Consider the following 18,351-nt stretch of genomic DNA (forward strand, 5'->3'; position numbering starts at 1 on the left):
AGAAAGGACCGTTACCAAAAAAGGTAGCGGTCCTTTTGTGTTTGAATTTAAAACGATTTATTTACAATAAAAGCACTATGTGTAAAATGATTATCACCTTTATTTTTATTATCTGTACACCATGATGGCTGTCGTCAACATACGACATTAATTTTAATTAAAGAACAAAATTCTCCTATTAAAGAAAGAGAGAATTTCCTGTTCAAAAAAATAATTCTACTTCTGACAATTTAAAGAAGAGTATTCTGATTAATGTAAGACTTCATGTAAGACAATCACGATACAACAAACAACGGGAATCAACTGCATCGAATGGGCATATTTTATATTTCATAAAACAAGGCGCGTATATTCAAGAACAAATGTCTCGGATCTAAAGAAAAAAATGGACTTTAATACGGAAAAAGAACTGTTTCACTTTTAAAAAAATTCCTTGTAAAATTAAATGCATGATATTTTTATTTTTACATTTATCGTGTTAAAATCATGTCAAAGATTTGCATGAAAATTAATTTTCTTCCCAGTAATTGAGCGTGGACTATTTTTTAATGCATTAGGTCCTGTTGTATAGATAGATCCAATAATTGCTGTTTTACAGGATGAACATGATCAAGTAAAAACTCCAGCAGTGCTTGAGGAATATATTGTGAAGAGAAATGTAAAAATCCTCGAATAATGGAATAGTCATCAGTTTTTTTATATTGAAGACAATCTCCCCACCACATTGTTTCATACCTTGCGATCATACTGAGATTATAAAGTAATAGAAAATGAGATTGAACTGGATTGAGTGAATGATGGTCTCCTTGAAGTATGGCTAATAGCTCATACATTTCATAGCTGTTTCCTTCAAGATGTTTCACATGAAACAGTAAATCTGAAAATGTAGGGAATAATCCGTTTTTTTGAATTTTGACGGAGTCTTCTAAAAATGAATAATGTAATTTCTTCTTTTTTCTTGTAGAGACACCGTGGGCAAGCTGAGCAGTGCTTGAGGGATAGGTTGGATCTTTACTGATTAAACATGCTTTTATAAGATGAGAGATTCCATAAAATTGTAATAAGGGCTGAATGGAAGTAGGGGCTTTGTCTGATTGAATGTAGCAGGATTCTGCATGTTCGAGATGATAAAAGAAAGATGAAGATTTCAGAGCGGCAAGCTGATTAGGCAATTCAAAGCAAAGCTGCTTATATTGATTTGAAAGATAAGATTGAATAGTTGAATGAGAATGAAATGGAAGATAGCGATTCCAATTGAAGGTACTGCTCATTTTTCCAAGCCTCCTGATAATTCACAATTATCTAACATATTTAATCCTTCTTGACAGTAGGAATGACGACTGATAACCTTACAATAATATTTTTCGGACCAGGAGGAATCACGATAATGTGGGAAACCAAATTTGCTAAAGAAGGCTTGACGTTTGATGATGTTCTGTTGATCCCAGCTAAGTCAGAAGTATTACCAAGAGATGTAGAGCTTTCGGTTGAATTGACAGAAAAGATTAAGTTGAATATTCCTTTAATCAGTGCAGGTATGGATACGGTAACAGAAGCTGCAATGGCAATCGCGATGGCTCGTGCAGGTGGTCTTGGGGTTATTCACAAGAACATGAGCATTGAAGCTCAGGCTGAACAGGTTGAAAAAGTAAAGCGTTCTGAAAGTGGCGTTATTACTGATCCATTTTTCCTAACGCCTGATCATCAAGTGTATGATGCAGAGCATTTGATGGGCAAGTACCGTATTTCTGGTGTTCCTATTGTTAATGACATGAACGAGCAGAAGCTTGTCGGCATTCTTACGAACCGTGACCTTCGTTTTATTCAAGACTATTCGATCAAGATCCATGAAGTGATGACAAAAGAAAATCTTGTTACTGCTTCTGTTGGTACTACATTAAATGAAGCAGAACAAATCTTACAAAAATACAAGATTGAAAAACTTCCTCTAGTAGATGAAGAAGGAATATTAAAAGGACTAATTACAATCAAGGATATTGAAAAAGTAATTGAGTTTCCTAATTCTGCGAAGGATTCAAAAGGACGTTTGCTTGTAGCAGCTTCTGTTGGTGTCACAGCTGATGCACTAAAGCGTGTAGAGCATTTAGTTAAAGCTGGTGTTGATGCCATTGTAATCGATACAGCACATGGTCATTCACAAGGTGTACTAGATACAATTAAATTAATTCGGAACGCATTTGCAGATGTTGCAATTATTGCAGGTAATGTTGCAACATCTGAAGGTACGAAAGCATTAATTGAAGCAGGTGCTGATATAGTAAAAGTAGGCATTGGGCCAGGATCTATTTGTACGACTCGCGTTGTCGCAGGTGTTGGTGTACCTCAAATTACAGCAGTATACGATTGTGCTACGGAAGCCCGCAAGCATGGTAAATCTATTATTGCCGATGGAGGAATCAAATATTCCGGTGATATCGTAAAAGCTCTTGCAGCTGGCGGACATGCAGTAATGCTCGGAGGCCTACTTGCAGGGACAACAGAAAGTCCAGGAGAAACAGAAATTTTCCAAGGCCGTCGCTTTAAAGTGTATAGAGGTATGGGCTCGATGGCTGCGATGGAAAAGGGATCAAAGGACCGTTATTTCCAAGAAGATGCCAAGAAATTGGTTCCAGAAGGAATTGAAGGGCGTACCGCATATAAAGGACCACTGGCAGATACCGTATATCAGCTAGTTGGAGGAATTCGCAGTGGTATGGGATATTGTGGTTCTAAAAACCTATATGACCTTCGCGAGCATGCACAATTTATCCGCATGACAGGTGCAGGTTTACGTGAAAGTCATCCACATGATGTTCAAATAACGAAAGAAGCACCTAATTATTCACTATAATTGATACTATGGGACTCCAAGCATAATAGGAGTCCCATTTTTTGTTAAATCGACAGTGCTATTCTCTCTCTATTTTTTGATATTTAACTATGGTAAAATAACGAGCGTGTATATAATTTCTTGGAGGTTTATAACTGTGAAAAGAAAATTGTTTCGAAGTGCAGTCGCTGGTATTTTGGCGTTTGTTCTTCTTGTAGGTAGCGGTACTTTTACGAAAACAACTCACGCAAACGAAGTCACGGATTGGAATTTAGACGCAGCCATACTAATTGAAGCGAGCACTGGAAAAGTCTTGTATGCTCAAAACCCTGATGCATTATTAGGAATTGCTAGTATGACAAAAATGATGACGGAGTATCTGCTTCTTGAGGCTGTGGAAGAAGGAAGAGTCTCTTGGGACGATCAGTACTCAGTTAATGATAAAACATTTGAATTGTCTCAAGATCGGGCTTTAAGTAATGTACCTCTTCGTCGTGATATGCAGTACTCGATTCAAGAGCTATATGAAGCAATGGCCATTTATTCTGCGAATGCTGCCACGATTGCAATTGCTGAAACGATTGCAGGATCAGAAGAAGAATTTGTAAAAATGATGAATGAAAAAGCTGCGGAACTAGGCTTAGAAAATTACAATTTTGTTAATTCAACTGGTTTAAATAATACTGATATGAAAGGATATCATCCAGAAGGAACGGGAGCAACGGACGAAAACGTAATGTCTGCACGTGCAACGGCAAAGCTTGCTCATTCTTTAATTACAGAATTCCCTGAAGTACTTGAAACATCAAGTATTCCGACTAAAACCTTCAGAGAAGGCACAGATGATGCGATTGAAATGGATAATTGGAATTTTATGCTTCCATCTCTTGTGTTTGGTTATGAAGGTGTAGACGGATTAAAAACAGGAACGACTGATTTCGCTGGGTATACCTTCACTGGAACAGCAAAAAGAGGAGATATGCGTCTTATTTCAGTTGTTATGAATGCGACAGATGAAAATGGAGTTGGTTCATATGCCGCTCGCTTTGGAGCAACAGCAGATCTTTTTGACTATGGATTTAACAACTTCTCTATGCAGGAAATTGTACCTGCTAATTACACAGTAGAAGGACAAGAAACATTGCCTGTTGGTAAAGGAAAAGAAGATTCTGTAGCGATCGAATCAAAGGATCCGATTCATATGGTTGTAAGTAACGGTCAGGAAGAAGCGTACAAGCCTGTACTGCAGCTTGATGAGGGACTTTTAAATGAAGCCGGAGAGCTTACAGCTCCTATTGAAAAGGGTGAGGTTGTAGGTAGCTTAACGGTCGATCTCGGTGATGATAGTTTAGGCTTCTTAGATGAGAACAGTGCTTCTTCTGTTCATGTAGATGTTGTTACAACGGAAGGTGTTGAAAAAGCGAACTGGTTTGTGCTTAGCATGAGAGCCATTGGAGGATTTTTCGGCAACGTTTGGGATACGGTAACATCTACTGTAAAAGGTTGGTTTTAATAAAAGAACGCTAATCATCTCTAGATGGTTAGCGTTCTTTTATTTAGCTGATGCCCCAGCAGTGCAGCAGTTCATCTATACCTGTTGCTAATTCTTCCTCTTTGATTCCTGCAAACCCTAATACAATCTGAGGTATATCGGATGGACGTGTGTTAATTGTATATTCAGATAGTCCGTAGACTAAAATCTCTTGATCTTTTGCTTTTTTGATCAATGTTTCTTCTGTCATGCCGTTGTGTACAGTCAATAAGATATGCAAACCCGCACTTTCACCTGTAACCTGGAGAGTGTTAGGATACTGTCTTAAGATATCCATTAAAAGCTCAAGCTTTTTTCGGTATAGCTTTCTCATACGATTTAAATGCTTTTCAAAATCTCCTTCTTGCATAAATCGGGCAAGAATATGCTGATCAATTCTTGAAACACTTGAAGTATAATAACGAAATGTTTTTTGATATTGAGCAAGTAAGGCAGGCGGCAGTACCATATAGCCAATCCTCAGCGATGGCATTAACGATTTTGAAAATGTACTTAAATAAATGACATTTTCACCTTGATCCATGCTTTGTAGAGAAGGGATCGGTTTGCCGCTATAGCGAAATTCACTGTCGTAATCATCTTCAATAATGTATCGATTTTTAGTTTCAGCAGCCCAATTCAGCAGCTGAACACGTCGGTTAACCGATAAAATATTGCCAGATGGAAATTGATGAGATGGGGTAACATACATCACATTAGCGTTTGTTTTGACGAGGGAGCGCACCTTCACACCTTCCGAGTCAACTTCAATGGGCTTTGTTTTTTTATCGTGTGCGCGTAGAACATGCCTTGTCAATCGATATCCTGGGTCTTCAATGCCGTACACCGCTTCTTTTCCGAGTAAAAAAATTAATTGCGGAAGCAAGTGCTCGATTCCTGCTCCGATCACCACTTGATCGGCAGTGCAGCGCACACCTCTGGAATGGTATAAATAGGTTGAAATTTCTTCTCGAAGAACAAGATCACCCTGAAAGTGGCCGAGTAAAAGAAGATCTTGATGCCGCTCGTCGATGACATCCTTCGCATGTTTTCTCCATCGATGGAATGGAAAAGGAGAAGTATCAATTTTACTAGGATGAAAATTGAATCGGGCGGTGGTCGTGTTGTCATCTGTTTTGGATGCACCAATCTGATCTTTTTTCACATAAGCCAGATCCTCAAAGGCTAAAACAAAATACCCTTTTCGAGGAATTGCCTCTATGTAGCCTTCCGCGACGAGCTGCTGATAGGACATTTCAATTGTCGTTTGGCTAAGTTGAAGAAAGTCAGCTAAATTGCGTTTTGACGGCAGTTTTGCTTGGAAAGGCAGGCGTCCGTCAATGATTTCCTGCTTAATATGCGCGTAAAGCTGTTCATATAAGGGGACGTTTTCTACCTTATCAAAATGGAAAGATAACATTTCCATACTAGATATTCCTCCTATCTGACCTTGTTCAATTATCATAAACTGACACTTTTAATATAGTCAACATTCCGTATACTAAAGATTATGACATCGCGTAAAATTAGACGCGCATTTTAGAGGAGGCTTTTCACAATGGCAGAAAGACAACTAGGAACCGATCGAGTTAAGCGAGGAATGGCAGAAATGCAAAAAGGCGGCGTTATTATGGACGTTGTCAATGCAGAACAAGCCAAATTAGCTGAGTCAGCTGGAGCAGTGGCAGTTATGGCACTAGAGCGAGTACCATCTGATATTCGTGCAGCAGGAGGCGTAGCACGTATGGCTGACCCTCGCATTGTAGAAGAGGTAATGAACGCGGTAAGTATCCCAGTTATGGCGAAAGCTCGTATTGGGCACATTACAGAAGCTCGTGTATTGGAAGCCATGGGCGTAGATTATATTGATGAAAGTGAAGTATTAACGCCGGCAGATGAAGAATATCATTTGTTAAAAAGCGATTATACCGTTCCTTTCGTTTGTGGGTGTCGTGACCTTGGTGAAGCGGCTCGCCGTATCGGTGAAGGTGCAGCAATGCTTCGTACAAAGGGTGAGCCTGGTACAGGAAACATCGTTGAGGCAGTTCGTCACATTCGTAAAGTGAACGCTCAAGTACGGAAAGTTGTACACATGACACCAGATGAACTTATGACGGAAGCAAAGCTATTAGGAGCCCCTTTTGAATTGCTTCTTGAAATTAAAGAGCTTGGCCGCTTGCCGGTTGTAAACTTTGCTGCAGGTGGCGTAGCTACACCTTCAGATGCTGCACTTATGATGGAATTAGGAGCAGACGGTGTATTTGTTGGATCTGGTATCTTTAAGTCCGACAATCCGGAGAAATTTGCTCGTGCGATTGTACAAGCAACAACACATTATCAGGATTATGATTTGATCGGTAGAATTTCAAAAGAGCTTGGTTCTGCAATGAAGGGAATGGAGATCAATTCTCTATCACTAGAACAGCGCATGCAGGAACGCGGCTGGTAAGAAAGGTTTGATGGACAATGACAACGATTGGTGTTTTAGGCCTTCAGGGAGCGGTACGTGAACACGTACGTTCTATAGAAGCATGCGGTGCCCAGGCAGTCGTCATTAAACATGCGGACCAGCTAAAAGACGTGGATGGTTTGATTATGCCTGGAGGAGAAAGCACAACGATGCGTCGTTTAATAGATCTATACGGATTTATGGAACCTCTGCGTGCATTCGCAAAAGCTGGAAAACCGTTGTTTGGTACATGTGCAGGTCTGATCCTGCTTGCTAAGGAAATTGTGGGATACGATGAACCCCATCTAGGCTTGATGGATGTAGTGGTTGAGCGCAATTCATTTGGGCGCCAGGTTGATAGCTTTGAAGCAGACTTGGAGGTGACAGGATTGAATGCGCCGTTTAACGCAGTATTCATTCGTGCTCCACACATCGTGTCAGCTGGACCAAATACAGAGGTACTGGCTGTGCATGATGACCGAATCGTTTTAGCACGTGATGGTCAATTCCTTGGCTGTTCGTTCCATCCGGAATTGACGGATGACCATCGTTTGACACAGTATTTTGTTCAGATGGTTGAACAATCTTCCGTTGTTTCTGCATAAAAGTATTGAAAAAGGTACATGATTGTAGTATCTTTATCGATAATTACAAATCGTAAAAACAATGACAGAAACTAGTAGCAGCTGATCCCTTTTTTAAGAGAGCCGGTGGGTGGTGTGAACCGGTAAAAGGATGTTGTGAATCCATTCTGGAGTGGAAAGCCGAACCTGTTTCAGTAAGCTTTCCCGGTCAGGCGCCGTTAAGTTATGAGCGGAAAATGAGTCTATCATTTTCAACCAGGGTGGTAACGCGGGCATTAACTCTCGTCCCTTTTTTACAAGGGGACGGGGGTTTTTTATTGTTTTTACGTATTTTTAGTATTTAAAGGAGGAAAAAAACATGTTTGATTTAAAACGATTGCGTAATGAATTTGATGAAATTAAAGCGATCATGGCTCATCGTGGCGAAGACTTAGGTGATTTTGATCAGTTTCAAGCTTTAGATCAAGAACGCCGCGAGCTCATCGGAAAAAGCGAAGCAAAGAAAAGCCGCCGAAATGAAGTTTCACAGCAAATTGCGCAAATGAAGCGTGAAAAGAAAAATGCTGATGATATTATTGCGGAAACAAGAAGCCTAGGCGATGAGATTAAAGAAATTGATGACCGCCTGCGCGAGGTGGAGGAGAAACTGGAGAGGATCCTGCTTTCTATTCCAAATGTGCCGCATCACAGCGTGCCAATTGGTGAAACAGAAGATGACAATGTTGAGGTGCGTAAATGGGGAGAACTTCCACAATTTGATTTTGAAGCAAAAGCGCATTGGGACGTTGCGACCAATTTGGAGATGCTTGATTTTGAACGAGCTGCAAAAGTAACAGGAAGCCGTTTTGTTTTTTACAAAGGGGCAGGAGCGAGACTTGAACGTGCACTTATTAATTTTATGATGGATTTACATCAGGATCAGCATGGCTATGAAGAAATGCTTCCTCCTTATTTAGTGAACCGGGCAAGCTTAACAGGAACAGGTCAGCTTCCAAAATTTGAAGAGGATGCCTTCTTGATTGAAAAAGAAGATTATTTCTTAATTCCAACGTCTGAAGTACCCGTTACAAATTATCACCGTGATGAAATTTTGCCTGTTGCTCAGCTTCCAAAAGCATATGTTGCGTACAGCACGAATTTTCGATCTGAAGCGGGGTCTGCCGGACGGGATACACGCGGATTGATCCGTCAGCATCAGTTCAATAAAGTCGAGCTTGTTCGCTTTGTGAAGCCGGAAGATTCTTATGAAACACTTGAAAAATTAACTGGTCATGCGGAAAAGGTTCTTCAATTGCTGAATCTCCCATATCGTGTGTTGAATATGTGTACGGCAGACCTTGGTTTTACAGCTGCGAAAAAATACGACATTGAGGTTTGGATTCCAAGCTACGGAAGTTACCGCGAGATCTCTTCTTGCAGTAATTTTGAAGATTTCCAAGCACGTCGTGCAAATATTCGATTCCGTCGTGAGCCAAATGCAAAACCAGAGCATGTTCACACATTAAACGGAAGCGGACTAGCAATTGGCCGTACATTTGCCGCCATTTTAGAAAATTATCAGCAGGCTGATGGAAGTGTGATTGTGCCTGAGGTGTTACGTCCGTATATGGGTGGAAAAGAGATTATTAAAGCATAAAAAACAAGGCTCTTTCATAAAGAAAGGGCCTTTTTCTTGCAACTTTCACACCAGTCCATTACTATTCAATTAATCCGATATGAGAGGTAGGAGAATTATGACAGCTACGCCATCAACGCCAACATTTATCCCACGTCCGCTTGTTCGTGTGAATCAATGGACCATTGTGTTTTCTGTAGTATTAACCTGGATTACTGGTCAGTACTGGTTACTGCTGATTCCATTATTATCAGGACTCGGTGGATTGCTATTTGATTTTCATCCAATCATGCGGTTTGCTAAAAGATTTTTGCGCAAGCCGATGAATGCATATATCCCGGAAGATCGTGATGACCAGCGATTCAATCAAAAAATTGCTGTTCTCTGCTTAACAGGTGCATTTGTTAGTTATGCAGCTGGTTGGACAGCAGGAGCCTATGCTTTTACCATTATGGTAGCTACAGCGGCCTTTATTGCGATTCTAGGGTTTTGTGTCGGTTGTTTTATTCGATTTCAATGGAATCAATTTCAGTATCGACGCCGTAAACAGGCTTAATTTTATTTAAAAAATTAATTTCTAAAAATGTGTTTGACACCTTTTGAAATGCGTGATATTATAGTTCTTGTCGATACGGAGGTATACCCAAGTTCGGCTGAAGGGATCGGTCTTGAAAACCGACAGGGGAGTCAAATCCCGCGGGGGTTCGAATCCCTCTACCTCCTCCATTGATTTTTAATTAACCATCGCGCATAAATATTGGAGATATAAAAAGTCGTTGCTTAGGCAGCGGCTTTTTTCTATTTACAGGACAAGTAAAAAGGACGGCTAAACGCTCGTCCTTTTTTTGTATTACTTTTAGGCTGTGTTTTAAAGACATATGTTGATTGGAACGGATACACGCGACTCCTGCGGAAAGCGAGCGCCTGCAGTGGGAATCAACAAGCAATTTTAACAGGGTTAATTTTTAAGAAGAGAAGTTTGATGAATAAACGTACCGATTCGTTCAAGAATGGGCTCAATGGACTGCTGATCATTTACGAGATCATAGTCATTGATATTTAAACGAAGCACCGGACAGGCATTGAAAGAATTGATCCAGTTTTCATAGCGTTCGTGCATTTCCTTCCAATAGGCTAAAGGCGTCTCTTGTTCCATTGGACGGCCTCGTTTTTGAATGCGGCTGAGGATATCATCCAATGATCCTTCTAAATAAATCAATAGATTTGGGTGAGGGAAATAAGGTGTCATCACCATTGCCTCAAACAAGCTTGTGTATGTCTCATAATCAACTGGAGACATTGTTCCTTTTTCATAATGCATTTTGGCGAAAATACCAGTGTCTTCATATATTGATCGGTCTTGGATAAAACCACCGCCATATTCGAACATACGCTTTTGCTCTTTGAACCTTTCTGCTAGAAAATAGATTTGTAAATGGAAGCTCCATTTTGCAAAGTCTTTATAAAATTTATCAAGATAAGGATTTGCATCTACTTTTTCAAAAGAGGTGCGGAAATTAAATTGCTCGGCCAGTGTTCGTGTCATTGTGGATTTGCCAACGCCGACTGTACCGGCAATGGTGATGACCGCGTTGGCTGGGATGCCATATTTTTCACGTGCATTCATAGCGTTGTGCTCCTTTTATATAGTGAGTCTTCAACTTGTTGTAAGATGGTGGTCAGATCCTGCTCCTGATGTACAAAATCCAAGTTGTCTCCATTAAAGCGAAGAACAGGAATCTCTGGATGACTTTTCTCGAAGTGGTGAATAAAATCGTCATAATCAGCCATCAGCTGCTTCAAATAAAGAGTGCTCATGTTTTTCTCGAAGTCGCGTCCGCGCATTTCGATTCGCTTTAACAATGTATCCAGGCTTGCATGTAAATAAACAACAACATTCGGCTGCGGCATATCGTCAGTTAAAATACGGTAGATTTCCAAATACTTTGTGTATTCTTTTTCTTGAAGCGTCCGCTTGGCAAAAATGAGATTTTTAAAGATATGATAGTCTGCGCTCACTGCTTTTTGATTGGAAAGATAGTGGCGTTGAATATCGTTTAGCTGCTTATAGCGATTGCAAAGAAAGAACATTTCTGTTTGGAAGCTCCATTCATCAATGTTGTCATAAAATTTATCTAAAAATGGATTTTCGTCTACAATTTCTTTTAAGAGATGAAAATCGAAATGTGATGAAATAGCATGGGCCAGAGAGGTCTTCCCGGCACCGATTGGCCCTTCAACAGTAATGAACGGAATGGTCATCATTCCCGTACCCTCCTTATACTTCTCGTTTAGTATGTTGCACGGGTTGGTGCAAGGACAACCGTTATTGTACCATATGGAAAGAGAGAGAGGGAATGCAAGGTGACGAAAGTAAAAAAAAGGATGAAAGCAGGACTATGTCCTGCTTTCATCCTTGTAAATTTGCTTTTACAGGTTCAAACTGATCGCTTAGCAGGAGCCAGTTTTGTGGGAAGGACAGTCCAAGCTTCCAATAGCCCATTCCGCGTAGCCTTAGCTCTTTAAGGAGATCAAATTTTGCCTGGATAGATCGTGCATCCTCAAACCAAACGATATGATCTTTTCCATCGGCCTGGTATTCAAAAAAAGGTGCTTGGGCTGTCTCATCATATTGGATCCTAGCTCCATTATTGGCTGCAACCTGTATGGCCTGCTGAGGACTGAGCGCACGTGCTTGTGTCCCTTCTTGATAGGGGAGCGTCCAATCATAGCCATATAGATTTTGACCCATCATGACCTTTTCCGGCGGTATTTCTGTGATGGCGTATTCGAGCACTTCTCTTACAGGTCCAATAGGCGAAACGGCCATAGGAGGTCCGCCGCTATATCCCCATTCATACGTCATAATAAAGATGAAATCCACGACTTTCCCAAGTGCGTTATAATCGTACGCAGCATACCATCTGCCTGGTTGATCAGCCCTTGTTTTAGGAGGAACAGCAATGGATAATAGCCAACCTTCCTGAGCGAATCGTCTTTTTGCTTTTTGTAAAAAATTGATGTAGGCTTGCCGATCCTCACCGCGTAAATATTCAAAGTCAAAGTGAATATCCCTAAAGCCGTATTTTTTTGCCTTTTCAACAATGTTGTTGATTAAATTATCTTGAATTGCGGTATCATTTAGGATGATTTGACCGAGTTCATTCACAAATGTTCCTTTTTCAAGATTGGTAATGGCCATCATGAGCGTAACGCGATTTGCTTTTGCTATTTCGATGAATGGGTCAAGTAAAGGCTCTTTTAAGCTTCCATCACTTTGAACCTGGAAGCTGAATACAGCAAGATAGGTTAAATAAGGAGCCGTTTTTCTTGTATCTGCTTCAATTGTGGGAGAGACTGTTTCTCCAAATGGTTCGACATAGCCTTTAAATTCCGCTGATCGTTTAGGTTGGGGCGGGATATATAACCGCCATCCAATAGCAAGCGGCTGAGTAGGAGAGATTGCGTTAATTCTGGCTAATTCGTTGTAGTTTAAGCCAAACTGTGACGCGATCGAGTAAAGACTATCCCCGGCTTTAACGAAATAATATCTTCCTACAATAGGGATTACGAGTGCCTGCCCTATTACTAATCGATCAGGATTGGGAAGCTCGTTTGCTTGAGTAATGGCTTGAGGTGCAATGGAGTAAATAATACCGATAGAAGCAAGGTTTTCTCCTTGCTGCACAACATGAATTTGCATAATACACTCCTTTTGAAAATAAGATTGTATAATTTAGTCAAAGAGATTTAGGTACAAGGGGTCGCTGTTTACGATCTTAAAAATGGCAGCTAAAGAGACAACACCTTCTGTCAGTACCTCTTTTATGCTTGTTATAACTGATGAATCGCTTTTCACTTTTATATGTATGATAAAATATAGAAATAATGAAAAAAGGTAGGCGACAGATTTTATGTCTGATCGAGATGAATATTGGATGAAAATAGCATTAAATGAAGCACAAAAAGCACGGGATTTGCGAGAGGTGCCAATAGGAGCCGTACTTGTAAAGAATGATCAGCTTATTGCTTCTGCATATAATTTAAGAGAAACAACGCAAAATGCAGTCACCCATGCTGAACTCTTGGCAATAGAAAAAGCGTGTAAAACAGAAGGGAGCTGGAGGTTGGAAGGGATGACGTTATATGTCACCCTTGAACCGTGTCCAATGTGCAGCGGAGCCATCCTTTTATCAAGAGTGGAGAGAGTTGTTTATGGTGCAGCGGATCCTAAAGCAGGATGTGCCGGGAGCCTTATGAATCTTTTGGAGGATGATCGATTTAATCACCAATGTAAAGTCGAATCTGGCGTTTTACAAGAGGAATGCGGGGATTTGCTTTCTACTTTTTTTCGAACATTACGTGCTGAAAAAAAAGAAGCAAAAAGACAGCAAATGCTTGTAAATGAATCAATCAATTCTGGAAAATAGATGCTAATTGATTTTTTTCTTAAAGGATAGTATACTAAGTCTTGCGTCGTCAAAGACGCATATGATTACTGGTCTCATTTTTGCCGTGCTAGGTGGGGAATTAGCGGTGCCCTGTATTCGCAATCCGCTCTAGCGAAACTGAATCCCTTCTCGAGGCTGTATATTCTGTTTGGTCTGCCTTCTGTAAGTGGTGTTGACGTTTGGGTCCTGCGCAATGGGAATTCATGAACTATGTCAGGTCCGGAAGGAAGCAGCATTAAGTGGAACCTCTCATGTGCCGCAGGGTTGCCTGGACTGAGCTAACTGCAGGAGTAACGCTTATGGATGTCAGTCGACAGAAGGTGCACGGCAGTTATTTTACTTACGTACCCACTCTATTATGGAGTGGGTTTTTTTCTATTCAATTTTATGTTGAGCGTTTTTAAGCGGGTGTGAATGCGTTATAATAGAGAAAACCAGTCATTGAATTGGAGGAGGGTGCAAAAATGGCGTATCAAGCGTTATATCGTGTATGGCGGCCACAGGAATTTGCAGATGTCGTAGGCCAGCAGCATGTCACGAAAACGTTGCAAAATGCCCTCTTACAGGAGAAAATTTCACACGCTTATTTGTTTTCTGGACCTCGCGGGACCGGCAAGACAAGCGCGGCCAAAATTTTGGCGAAAGCGGTCAACTGTGAACGAGCCCCAGTAGGAGAACCGTGTAATGAGTGTATGGTATGTAAAGGGATTACAAACGGTTCAATTCCTGATGTCATCGAGCTTGATGCAGCATCCAACAACGGTGTGGACGAAATTCGTGACATTCGTGATAAAGTGAAATATGCACCAAATGAAGGGCGTTACAAAGTGTACATTGTTGATGAAGTGCATATGCTTTCAACAGGAGCTTTCAATGCGTTATTAAAAACGTTAGAGGAGCCGCCGAAGCATGTAATCTTTATTCTTGCGACAACAGAGCCTCATAAAATTCCGCTAACCATTATCTCAAGATGCCAGCGGTTTGATTTTAGGCGAATTACTGCACATGATATTGTTGGACGAATGATGCATATTGCGAGTGAATCGAATGTAGTATTTGAAGAGAAGGCTATGCATGTTATTGCTCGTGCTGCTGAAGGGGGAATGCGTGATGCATTAAGTTTACTTGACCAAGCCATTTCGTTTAGCCAAGATCAAGTGACCGTAGAAGACGCGCTAACTGTTACAGGATCAATTGGACAGGATCGATTAAATCGACTAGCTCAAGCTATTTACCGGCAGGATGTATCAATGGCTATTGAAACGATTGACGAGCTTCTTCAGCAAGGGAAAGATCCGGTACGTTTAACAGAAGATTTAATTTTGTTCTGCCGGGATTTGCTGGTATATAAAACAGCTCCAAATCTTGAAGAATCAATGGAGCGTGTATTATCTGATGATGATTTTCGTCAATTAGCGGAAGAAGTGCGAACTGATCAGATTTATTCCTATATCGATATTTTAAATGAGTCGCAGCAGGAAATGAAATTCACAAATCATGCAAGAACGTATCTGGAGGTAGCAGTTGTTAAGCTTTGCCAGACAGAGCCTAAAGCCGTCACTGCGACAGCGTCGGATATATCAGATCTTCAACAGCTGATTTTGCGCGTGCAGCAGCTGGAAAGAGAGCTAAAACAGCTGAGGCAAGAGGGTGCAGTAATGACCAGTCAGCCAGATACAGGCGCTGCACCCGCTAAAAAAGCATCGCGCGGTTCAAAAGATTTTAAAGCACCGGTTGGACGGATTAAGGAAGTACTTAAAAATGCGACTAAATCTAATATTAGTCAAATTAAAAGCCGTTGGGGTGATATGCTAGAATCAATGAACCGCCAGCAGCTGCGGTCATTAACGGCTTTATTAAATGAAGCTGAGCCAGTAGCGGCATCGAATGATGCTTTTGTGTTAAAATTTAAATATGAGATCCATTGTAAAATGGCAATGGATAATGGCAAGCTATTAGAAACGATGCCTTCCATATTACAGGAACTAACAGGATCGCGTTATCAGATCGTAGGGGTTCCTGAAGAACAATGGCTTGAAATTAGAGAAGACTTTATTCAACAACAAGACCAGTCGGAAGCATCCAATGAAGAGGGCCAGCCTCCTAAAGAGGATCCGTTTGTTGCGGAAGCAAGGAAGCTTGTAGGCTCAGATTTACTTGAAATACAAGATTAATTCTATGGAGGTTATGTAAAATGCGTGGAATGGGAAATATGCAAGGTATGATGAAACAAATGCAAAAAATGCAAAAACAGATGGCTCAAGCTCAAGAAGAACTAGGTGAAAAGCGTTTAACAGGTTCGGCTGGTGGCGGCATGGTCACGGTTGTTGTATCCGGACATAAAGAAGTAATTGAAGTAAATATTAAAGAAGAAGTGGTAGATCCTGACGATATCGAAATGCTGCAAGACCTTGTGCTGGCAGCTACAAATGAAGCAATGAAACTAGCCGACGATCTGACCAACTCGACGATGGGACAGTTTACTAAGGGAATGAATCTCCCTGGAATGTTTTAAGGGAGAGTAATCAATGCATTATCCAGAACCAATATCAAAGCTGATTGACAGCTTTACGAAATTGCCAGGAATCGGGCCTAAAACTGCGGCTCGACTGGCATTTTTTGTATTAGGTATGAAAGAAGACACGGTGCTTGATTTTGCTAAAGCTTTGGTCAATGCGAAGCGAAATCTTGGTTACTGCTCAGTTTGCGGACATATTACGGATCAGGATCCTTGTTATGTTTGTGACGATAACAAAAGGGATCGCAGCACTATTTGTGTTGTCCAAGATCCTAAAGATGTCATTGCAATGGAGAAAATGAGGGAATTTAGCGGATTATACCATGTGCTTCATGGGGCGATTTCTCCTATGGATGGGATCGGTCCTGAAGATATTAATGTTCCAGACTTATTAAAACGGCTGCAAGATGATACAGTGCAAGAGGTCATTCTTGCAACCAATCCTAATATAGAAGGAGAAGCAACAGCGATGTATATTTCACGCTTGCTTAAACCCTCGGGGATCAAAGTTACACGCATTGCTCATGGCTTGCCTGTGGGTGGAGATCTAGAATATGCAGATGAGGTTACACTTTCAAAAGCGCTTGAAGGACGTCGTGATGTATAAAGGAGCGATCTTCCATGTTGTTTCGTAAAACAGGTAAGCTGAAAAAAGAGTACGATGACCAATTAATTCAACTGATGACCCGTACAAGAGAAGACTGGCAGCATCAAAAGGGTATGGTCAATCTGAGTGTCGAAATAAGCCAGCAGCTATCCGCTGCTTCCAAGCTTGCTGAAGCAAAATATTTTTATCTATTCAAAGAAGCGCGCCACCGGAAAATCGTCATAAAATAATGCTCCCTCCCATATAGTCTATCGAACAACTCTCTTGTATAGGAATGGGGTGAGAATGATTATATGGGCGTGGGGGATTGGGACACTGGTACTGGCTACCCTCCTGATTGTAGTGGGAGTTAAGCCGCTTTTAAGGTGGATATGGAGATTTTGTACGAAATGGGTTATAGGACTGGTTCTGCTTTTTTTACTCAATCGTTATGGACAAGCGTATGGCTGGTATGTCCCGGTAAACCCGGTGACAACCGGTATTGCTGGTATTCTAGGAATTCCCGGTACAATCGCACTCGTGTATTTATATGATCGAAGCAGCTACTGAAGGTGGCTGCTTTTTGTTTTGAAACTTTTCCTAATCAGCATCTTATTTATAAACGGAGGTGGTTCTATGCACTCATTAATGAAGGAATGGATCGATTATACGAGGGATCGACTTGGTCTAAGCGAGTATTATTTAAATAAATCCGATTTTCGGTGTAAATATGATGCTGTATCAGGGACTAACTACCTTTTAACGATAAGTGGCTCCCAAGGAATATAACGAAAGAACGGAAGAGGATTGAAATCCGCCTGTTACAGCAGTAGTGGGTCTAAACATTACGACAAAAAATTCATATCTATTATTTATGTAGAAGGAAAAACAACTGAGTCAAATCCAATCGTGTTTAAACATCTGGAGGTCAAGAAAATAATCGCATGGATTGAGATGGAGACCGGTCTTGCGTACAACAAGCAATTTCAGCTGCGTGTTGAAGAAAAGGGGCAGGTATGAATTCGCTTCTTGTTGTAACGGAATTCAGCTAGCACCCACAGGATATATTGGCATTGAGTTAAACGAAAAAGGGTATTAACCTATTTCTCAATAATAGGTCCATTCCCTGGACCAAAAGATGTAGCTGAAGAACTCTTTTCCCTTACTAAGGAAAGGGTTCATGATATTGCCTATAAACAAGTAGATATGTATAAATATCCTTTTGAAAAAGAAGAGAGATGGATTCTTTTATAAATGAAAACATTTCAATCGAGCAAGTAATGTATCAAGAACTGCATCCAGATAGCAGACCGTTCACTGAAATAGAAATAAAGTTAGCGACTGCAAGTGTTTTGGAATTCTTACGTAAAAAATATCCTGAAGATTCAGGGGTATGGATGATAAAATATTTATATAAGGATAAAGGATTGGTAAATGTAGTGTTAAAGCCTATACTTCCATCTAACAAGATGATTGAAAAGAAGATAATGATTTTATTGGAGTGAGAAAGATATGATTTGGCTAATTATATAGATACCCATTTCGTGCAGGAAATGTATGGGCACTTTAAGGATGATACGAAAATTAATTGCACGAAAGATCAAGTGTTTAAGACGTTGTATCCTGAGATTGAAGTAACGTCTTCTTAAATCTTTTTGTAAAAACACTTGCATCTGTTTTGCTCTCATGTTATATTAATCCTCGTTGCTAAAAACAACGACCAGCATAATAAATAAACAACAAAAAAGAATTTCAAAAAGTTGTTGACATAACAATCGATAAAATGT

General features: G+C 40.5%; 20 protein-coding genes, 1 tRNA gene, 1 other RNA gene and 1 other annotated feature. Of the genes, 17 read left to right on the forward strand and 5 right to left on the reverse strand.

From position 1 onward, the window contains the following. Positions 1 to 545: 545 nt before the first annotated feature. Positions 546 to 1,271 carry a YaaC family protein gene (locus KP78_RS00010; protein ID WP_052474418.1) on the reverse strand — a complete coding sequence of 242 codons (726 nt, stop codon included), beginning with the start codon at positions 1,269 to 1,271 and terminating at the stop codon, positions 546 to 548. A 116-nt stretch (positions 1,272 to 1,387) separates the two neighbouring features. On the opposite strand from KP78_RS00010, the gene guaB reads away from it, so the two are divergent. Together guaB and KP78_RS00020 are read left to right on the forward strand one after the other, a co-directional pair. Beyond that, positions 1,388 to 2,851, forward strand: a complete 1,464-nt coding sequence (gene guaB, locus KP78_RS00015; RefSeq protein ID WP_041085254.1) for an IMP dehydrogenase — start codon at positions 1,388 to 1,390, stop codon at positions 2,849 to 2,851. A 136-nt stretch (positions 2,852 to 2,987) separates the two neighbouring features. Continuing rightward, positions 2,988 to 4,343 (forward strand): D-alanyl-D-alanine carboxypeptidase family protein, encoded by a 1,356-nt coding sequence (locus KP78_RS00020; RefSeq protein ID WP_041085255.1) that lies wholly within the window; start codon positions 2,988 to 2,990, stop codon positions 4,341 to 4,343. Between the two features lie 43 nt (positions 4,344 to 4,386). Here the strand turns inward: KP78_RS00020 and pdxR are convergent, their stop codons facing one another. After that, complete coding sequence (pdxR, locus tag KP78_RS00025) at positions 4,387 to 5,787, reverse strand: MocR-like pyridoxine biosynthesis transcription factor PdxR (RefSeq protein WP_041085257.1); 1,401 nt, start codon at positions 5,785 to 5,787, stop codon at positions 4,387 to 4,389. Positions 5,788 to 5,919: 132 nt separating this feature from the next. On the opposite strand from pdxR, the gene pdxS reads away from it, so the two are divergent. From pdxS to KP78_RS00050, 5 genes are all read left to right on the forward strand, one after another. Continuing rightward, complete coding sequence (gene pdxS / locus KP78_RS00030; protein ID WP_041085259.1) at positions 5,920 to 6,810, forward strand: pyridoxal 5'-phosphate synthase lyase subunit PdxS; 891 nt, start codon at positions 5,920 to 5,922, stop codon at positions 6,808 to 6,810. Between the two features lie 17 nt (positions 6,811 to 6,827). Beyond that, positions 6,828 to 7,415 carry a pyridoxal 5'-phosphate synthase glutaminase subunit PdxT gene (pdxT, locus tag KP78_RS00035; protein WP_041085261.1) on the forward strand — a complete coding sequence of 196 codons (588 nt, stop codon included), beginning with the start codon at positions 6,828 to 6,830 and terminating at the stop codon, positions 7,413 to 7,415. 52 nt (positions 7,416 to 7,467) lie between these two features. Further along, positions 7,468 to 7,687: a binding site (T-box leader), on the forward strand. 65 nt (positions 7,688 to 7,752) lie between these two features. After that, a complete protein-coding gene (gene serS / locus KP78_RS00040; RefSeq protein ID WP_041085263.1) occupies positions 7,753 to 9,030 on the forward strand; it encodes a serine--tRNA ligase in 1,278 nt (425 codons plus the stop codon). Positions 9,031 to 9,127: 97 nt separating this feature from the next. Next, complete coding sequence (locus KP78_RS00045) at positions 9,128 to 9,565, forward strand: DUF4395 domain-containing protein (RefSeq protein ID WP_041085265.1); 438 nt, start codon at positions 9,128 to 9,130, stop codon at positions 9,563 to 9,565. A gap of 77 nt (positions 9,566 to 9,642) precedes the next feature. Further along, a tRNA-Ser gene (locus tag KP78_RS00050) sits at positions 9,643 to 9,735 on the forward strand. 232 nt (positions 9,736 to 9,967) lie between these two features. Here KP78_RS00050 and KP78_RS00055 read toward each other — a convergent pair. From KP78_RS00055 to KP78_RS00065, 3 genes are all read right to left on the reverse strand, one after another. Next, on the reverse strand, positions 9,968 to 10,636 hold the full coding sequence (locus KP78_RS00055) for a deoxynucleoside kinase (RefSeq protein ID WP_041085266.1): 669 nt from the start codon (positions 10,634 to 10,636) through the stop codon (positions 9,968 to 9,970). Then, complete coding sequence (locus tag KP78_RS00060; protein ID WP_041085282.1) at positions 10,633 to 11,271, reverse strand: deoxynucleoside kinase; 639 nt, start codon at positions 11,269 to 11,271, stop codon at positions 10,633 to 10,635. Before KP78_RS00060 ends, KP78_RS00055 begins: the two co-directional genes overlap by 4 nt. Before the next feature lie 148 nt (positions 11,272 to 11,419). Next, the gene (locus KP78_RS00065) at positions 11,420 to 12,712 is read right to left on the reverse strand and encodes a glycosyl hydrolase family 18 protein (RefSeq protein WP_041085268.1); all 1,293 of its coding nucleotides are present in this window, start codon (positions 12,710 to 12,712) and stop codon (positions 11,420 to 11,422) included. A 211-nt stretch (positions 12,713 to 12,923) separates the two neighbouring features. Here KP78_RS00065 and tadA point away from each other — a divergent pair, with 211 nt between their 5' ends. The 10 genes from tadA to KP78_RS20875 all read left to right on the forward strand — a co-directional run bounded on the left by tadA (position 12,924) and on the right by KP78_RS20875 (position 18,213). Continuing rightward, on the forward strand, positions 12,924 to 13,439 hold the full coding sequence (gene tadA / locus KP78_RS00070; RefSeq protein ID WP_041085270.1) for a tRNA adenosine(34) deaminase TadA: 516 nt from the start codon (positions 12,924 to 12,926) through the stop codon (positions 13,437 to 13,439). Positions 13,440 to 13,522: 83 nt separating this feature from the next. Continuing rightward, positions 13,523 to 13,788, forward strand: an RNA gene (ffs, locus tag KP78_RS18840) — signal recognition particle sRNA large type. A gap of 136 nt (positions 13,789 to 13,924) precedes the next feature. Continuing rightward, positions 13,925 to 15,634 (forward strand): DNA polymerase III subunit gamma/tau, encoded by a 1,710-nt coding sequence (gene dnaX / locus KP78_RS00075; RefSeq protein WP_041085272.1) that lies wholly within the window; start codon positions 13,925 to 13,927, stop codon positions 15,632 to 15,634. 20 nt (positions 15,635 to 15,654) lie between these two features. Continuing rightward, positions 15,655 to 15,975, forward strand: coding sequence for a YbaB/EbfC family nucleoid-associated protein (locus KP78_RS00080; protein WP_041085274.1), 321 nt, complete (start codon positions 15,655 to 15,657; stop codon positions 15,973 to 15,975). Between the two features lie 13 nt (positions 15,976 to 15,988). After that, the gene (recR, locus tag KP78_RS00085) at positions 15,989 to 16,585 is read left to right on the forward strand and encodes a recombination mediator RecR (protein ID WP_041085276.1); all 597 of its coding nucleotides are present in this window, start codon (positions 15,989 to 15,991) and stop codon (positions 16,583 to 16,585) included. 14 nt (positions 16,586 to 16,599) lie between these two features. Then, positions 16,600 to 16,815, forward strand: coding sequence for a YaaL family protein (locus KP78_RS00090; protein WP_041085277.1), 216 nt, complete (start codon positions 16,600 to 16,602; stop codon positions 16,813 to 16,815). A 55-nt stretch (positions 16,816 to 16,870) separates the two neighbouring features. Then, a complete protein-coding gene (locus tag KP78_RS00095) occupies positions 16,871 to 17,134 on the forward strand; it encodes a pro-sigmaK processing inhibitor BofA family protein (RefSeq protein ID WP_041085278.1) in 264 nt (87 codons plus the stop codon). A 66-nt stretch (positions 17,135 to 17,200) separates the two neighbouring features. Then, complete coding sequence (locus KP78_RS19810; protein WP_157841406.1) at positions 17,201 to 17,353, forward strand: hypothetical protein; 153 nt, start codon at positions 17,201 to 17,203, stop codon at positions 17,351 to 17,353. Between the two features lie 449 nt (positions 17,354 to 17,802). Then, positions 17,803 to 18,069 carry a hypothetical protein gene (locus KP78_RS00105; RefSeq protein WP_041085280.1) on the forward strand — a complete coding sequence of 89 codons (267 nt, stop codon included), beginning with the start codon at positions 17,803 to 17,805 and terminating at the stop codon, positions 18,067 to 18,069. Positions 18,070 to 18,081: 12 nt separating this feature from the next. Next, positions 18,082 to 18,213 (forward strand): hypothetical protein, encoded by a 132-nt coding sequence (locus tag KP78_RS20875; RefSeq protein ID WP_268747493.1) that lies wholly within the window; start codon positions 18,082 to 18,084, stop codon positions 18,211 to 18,213. The last annotated feature ends 138 nt before the right edge of the window (positions 18,214 to 18,351 follow it).

The sequence above is a fragment of the Jeotgalibacillus soli genome (genome assembly GCF_000829435.1).
Taxonomy (GTDB): Bacteria; Bacillota; Bacilli; order Bacillales; family Jeotgalibacillaceae; genus Jeotgalibacillus; species Jeotgalibacillus soli.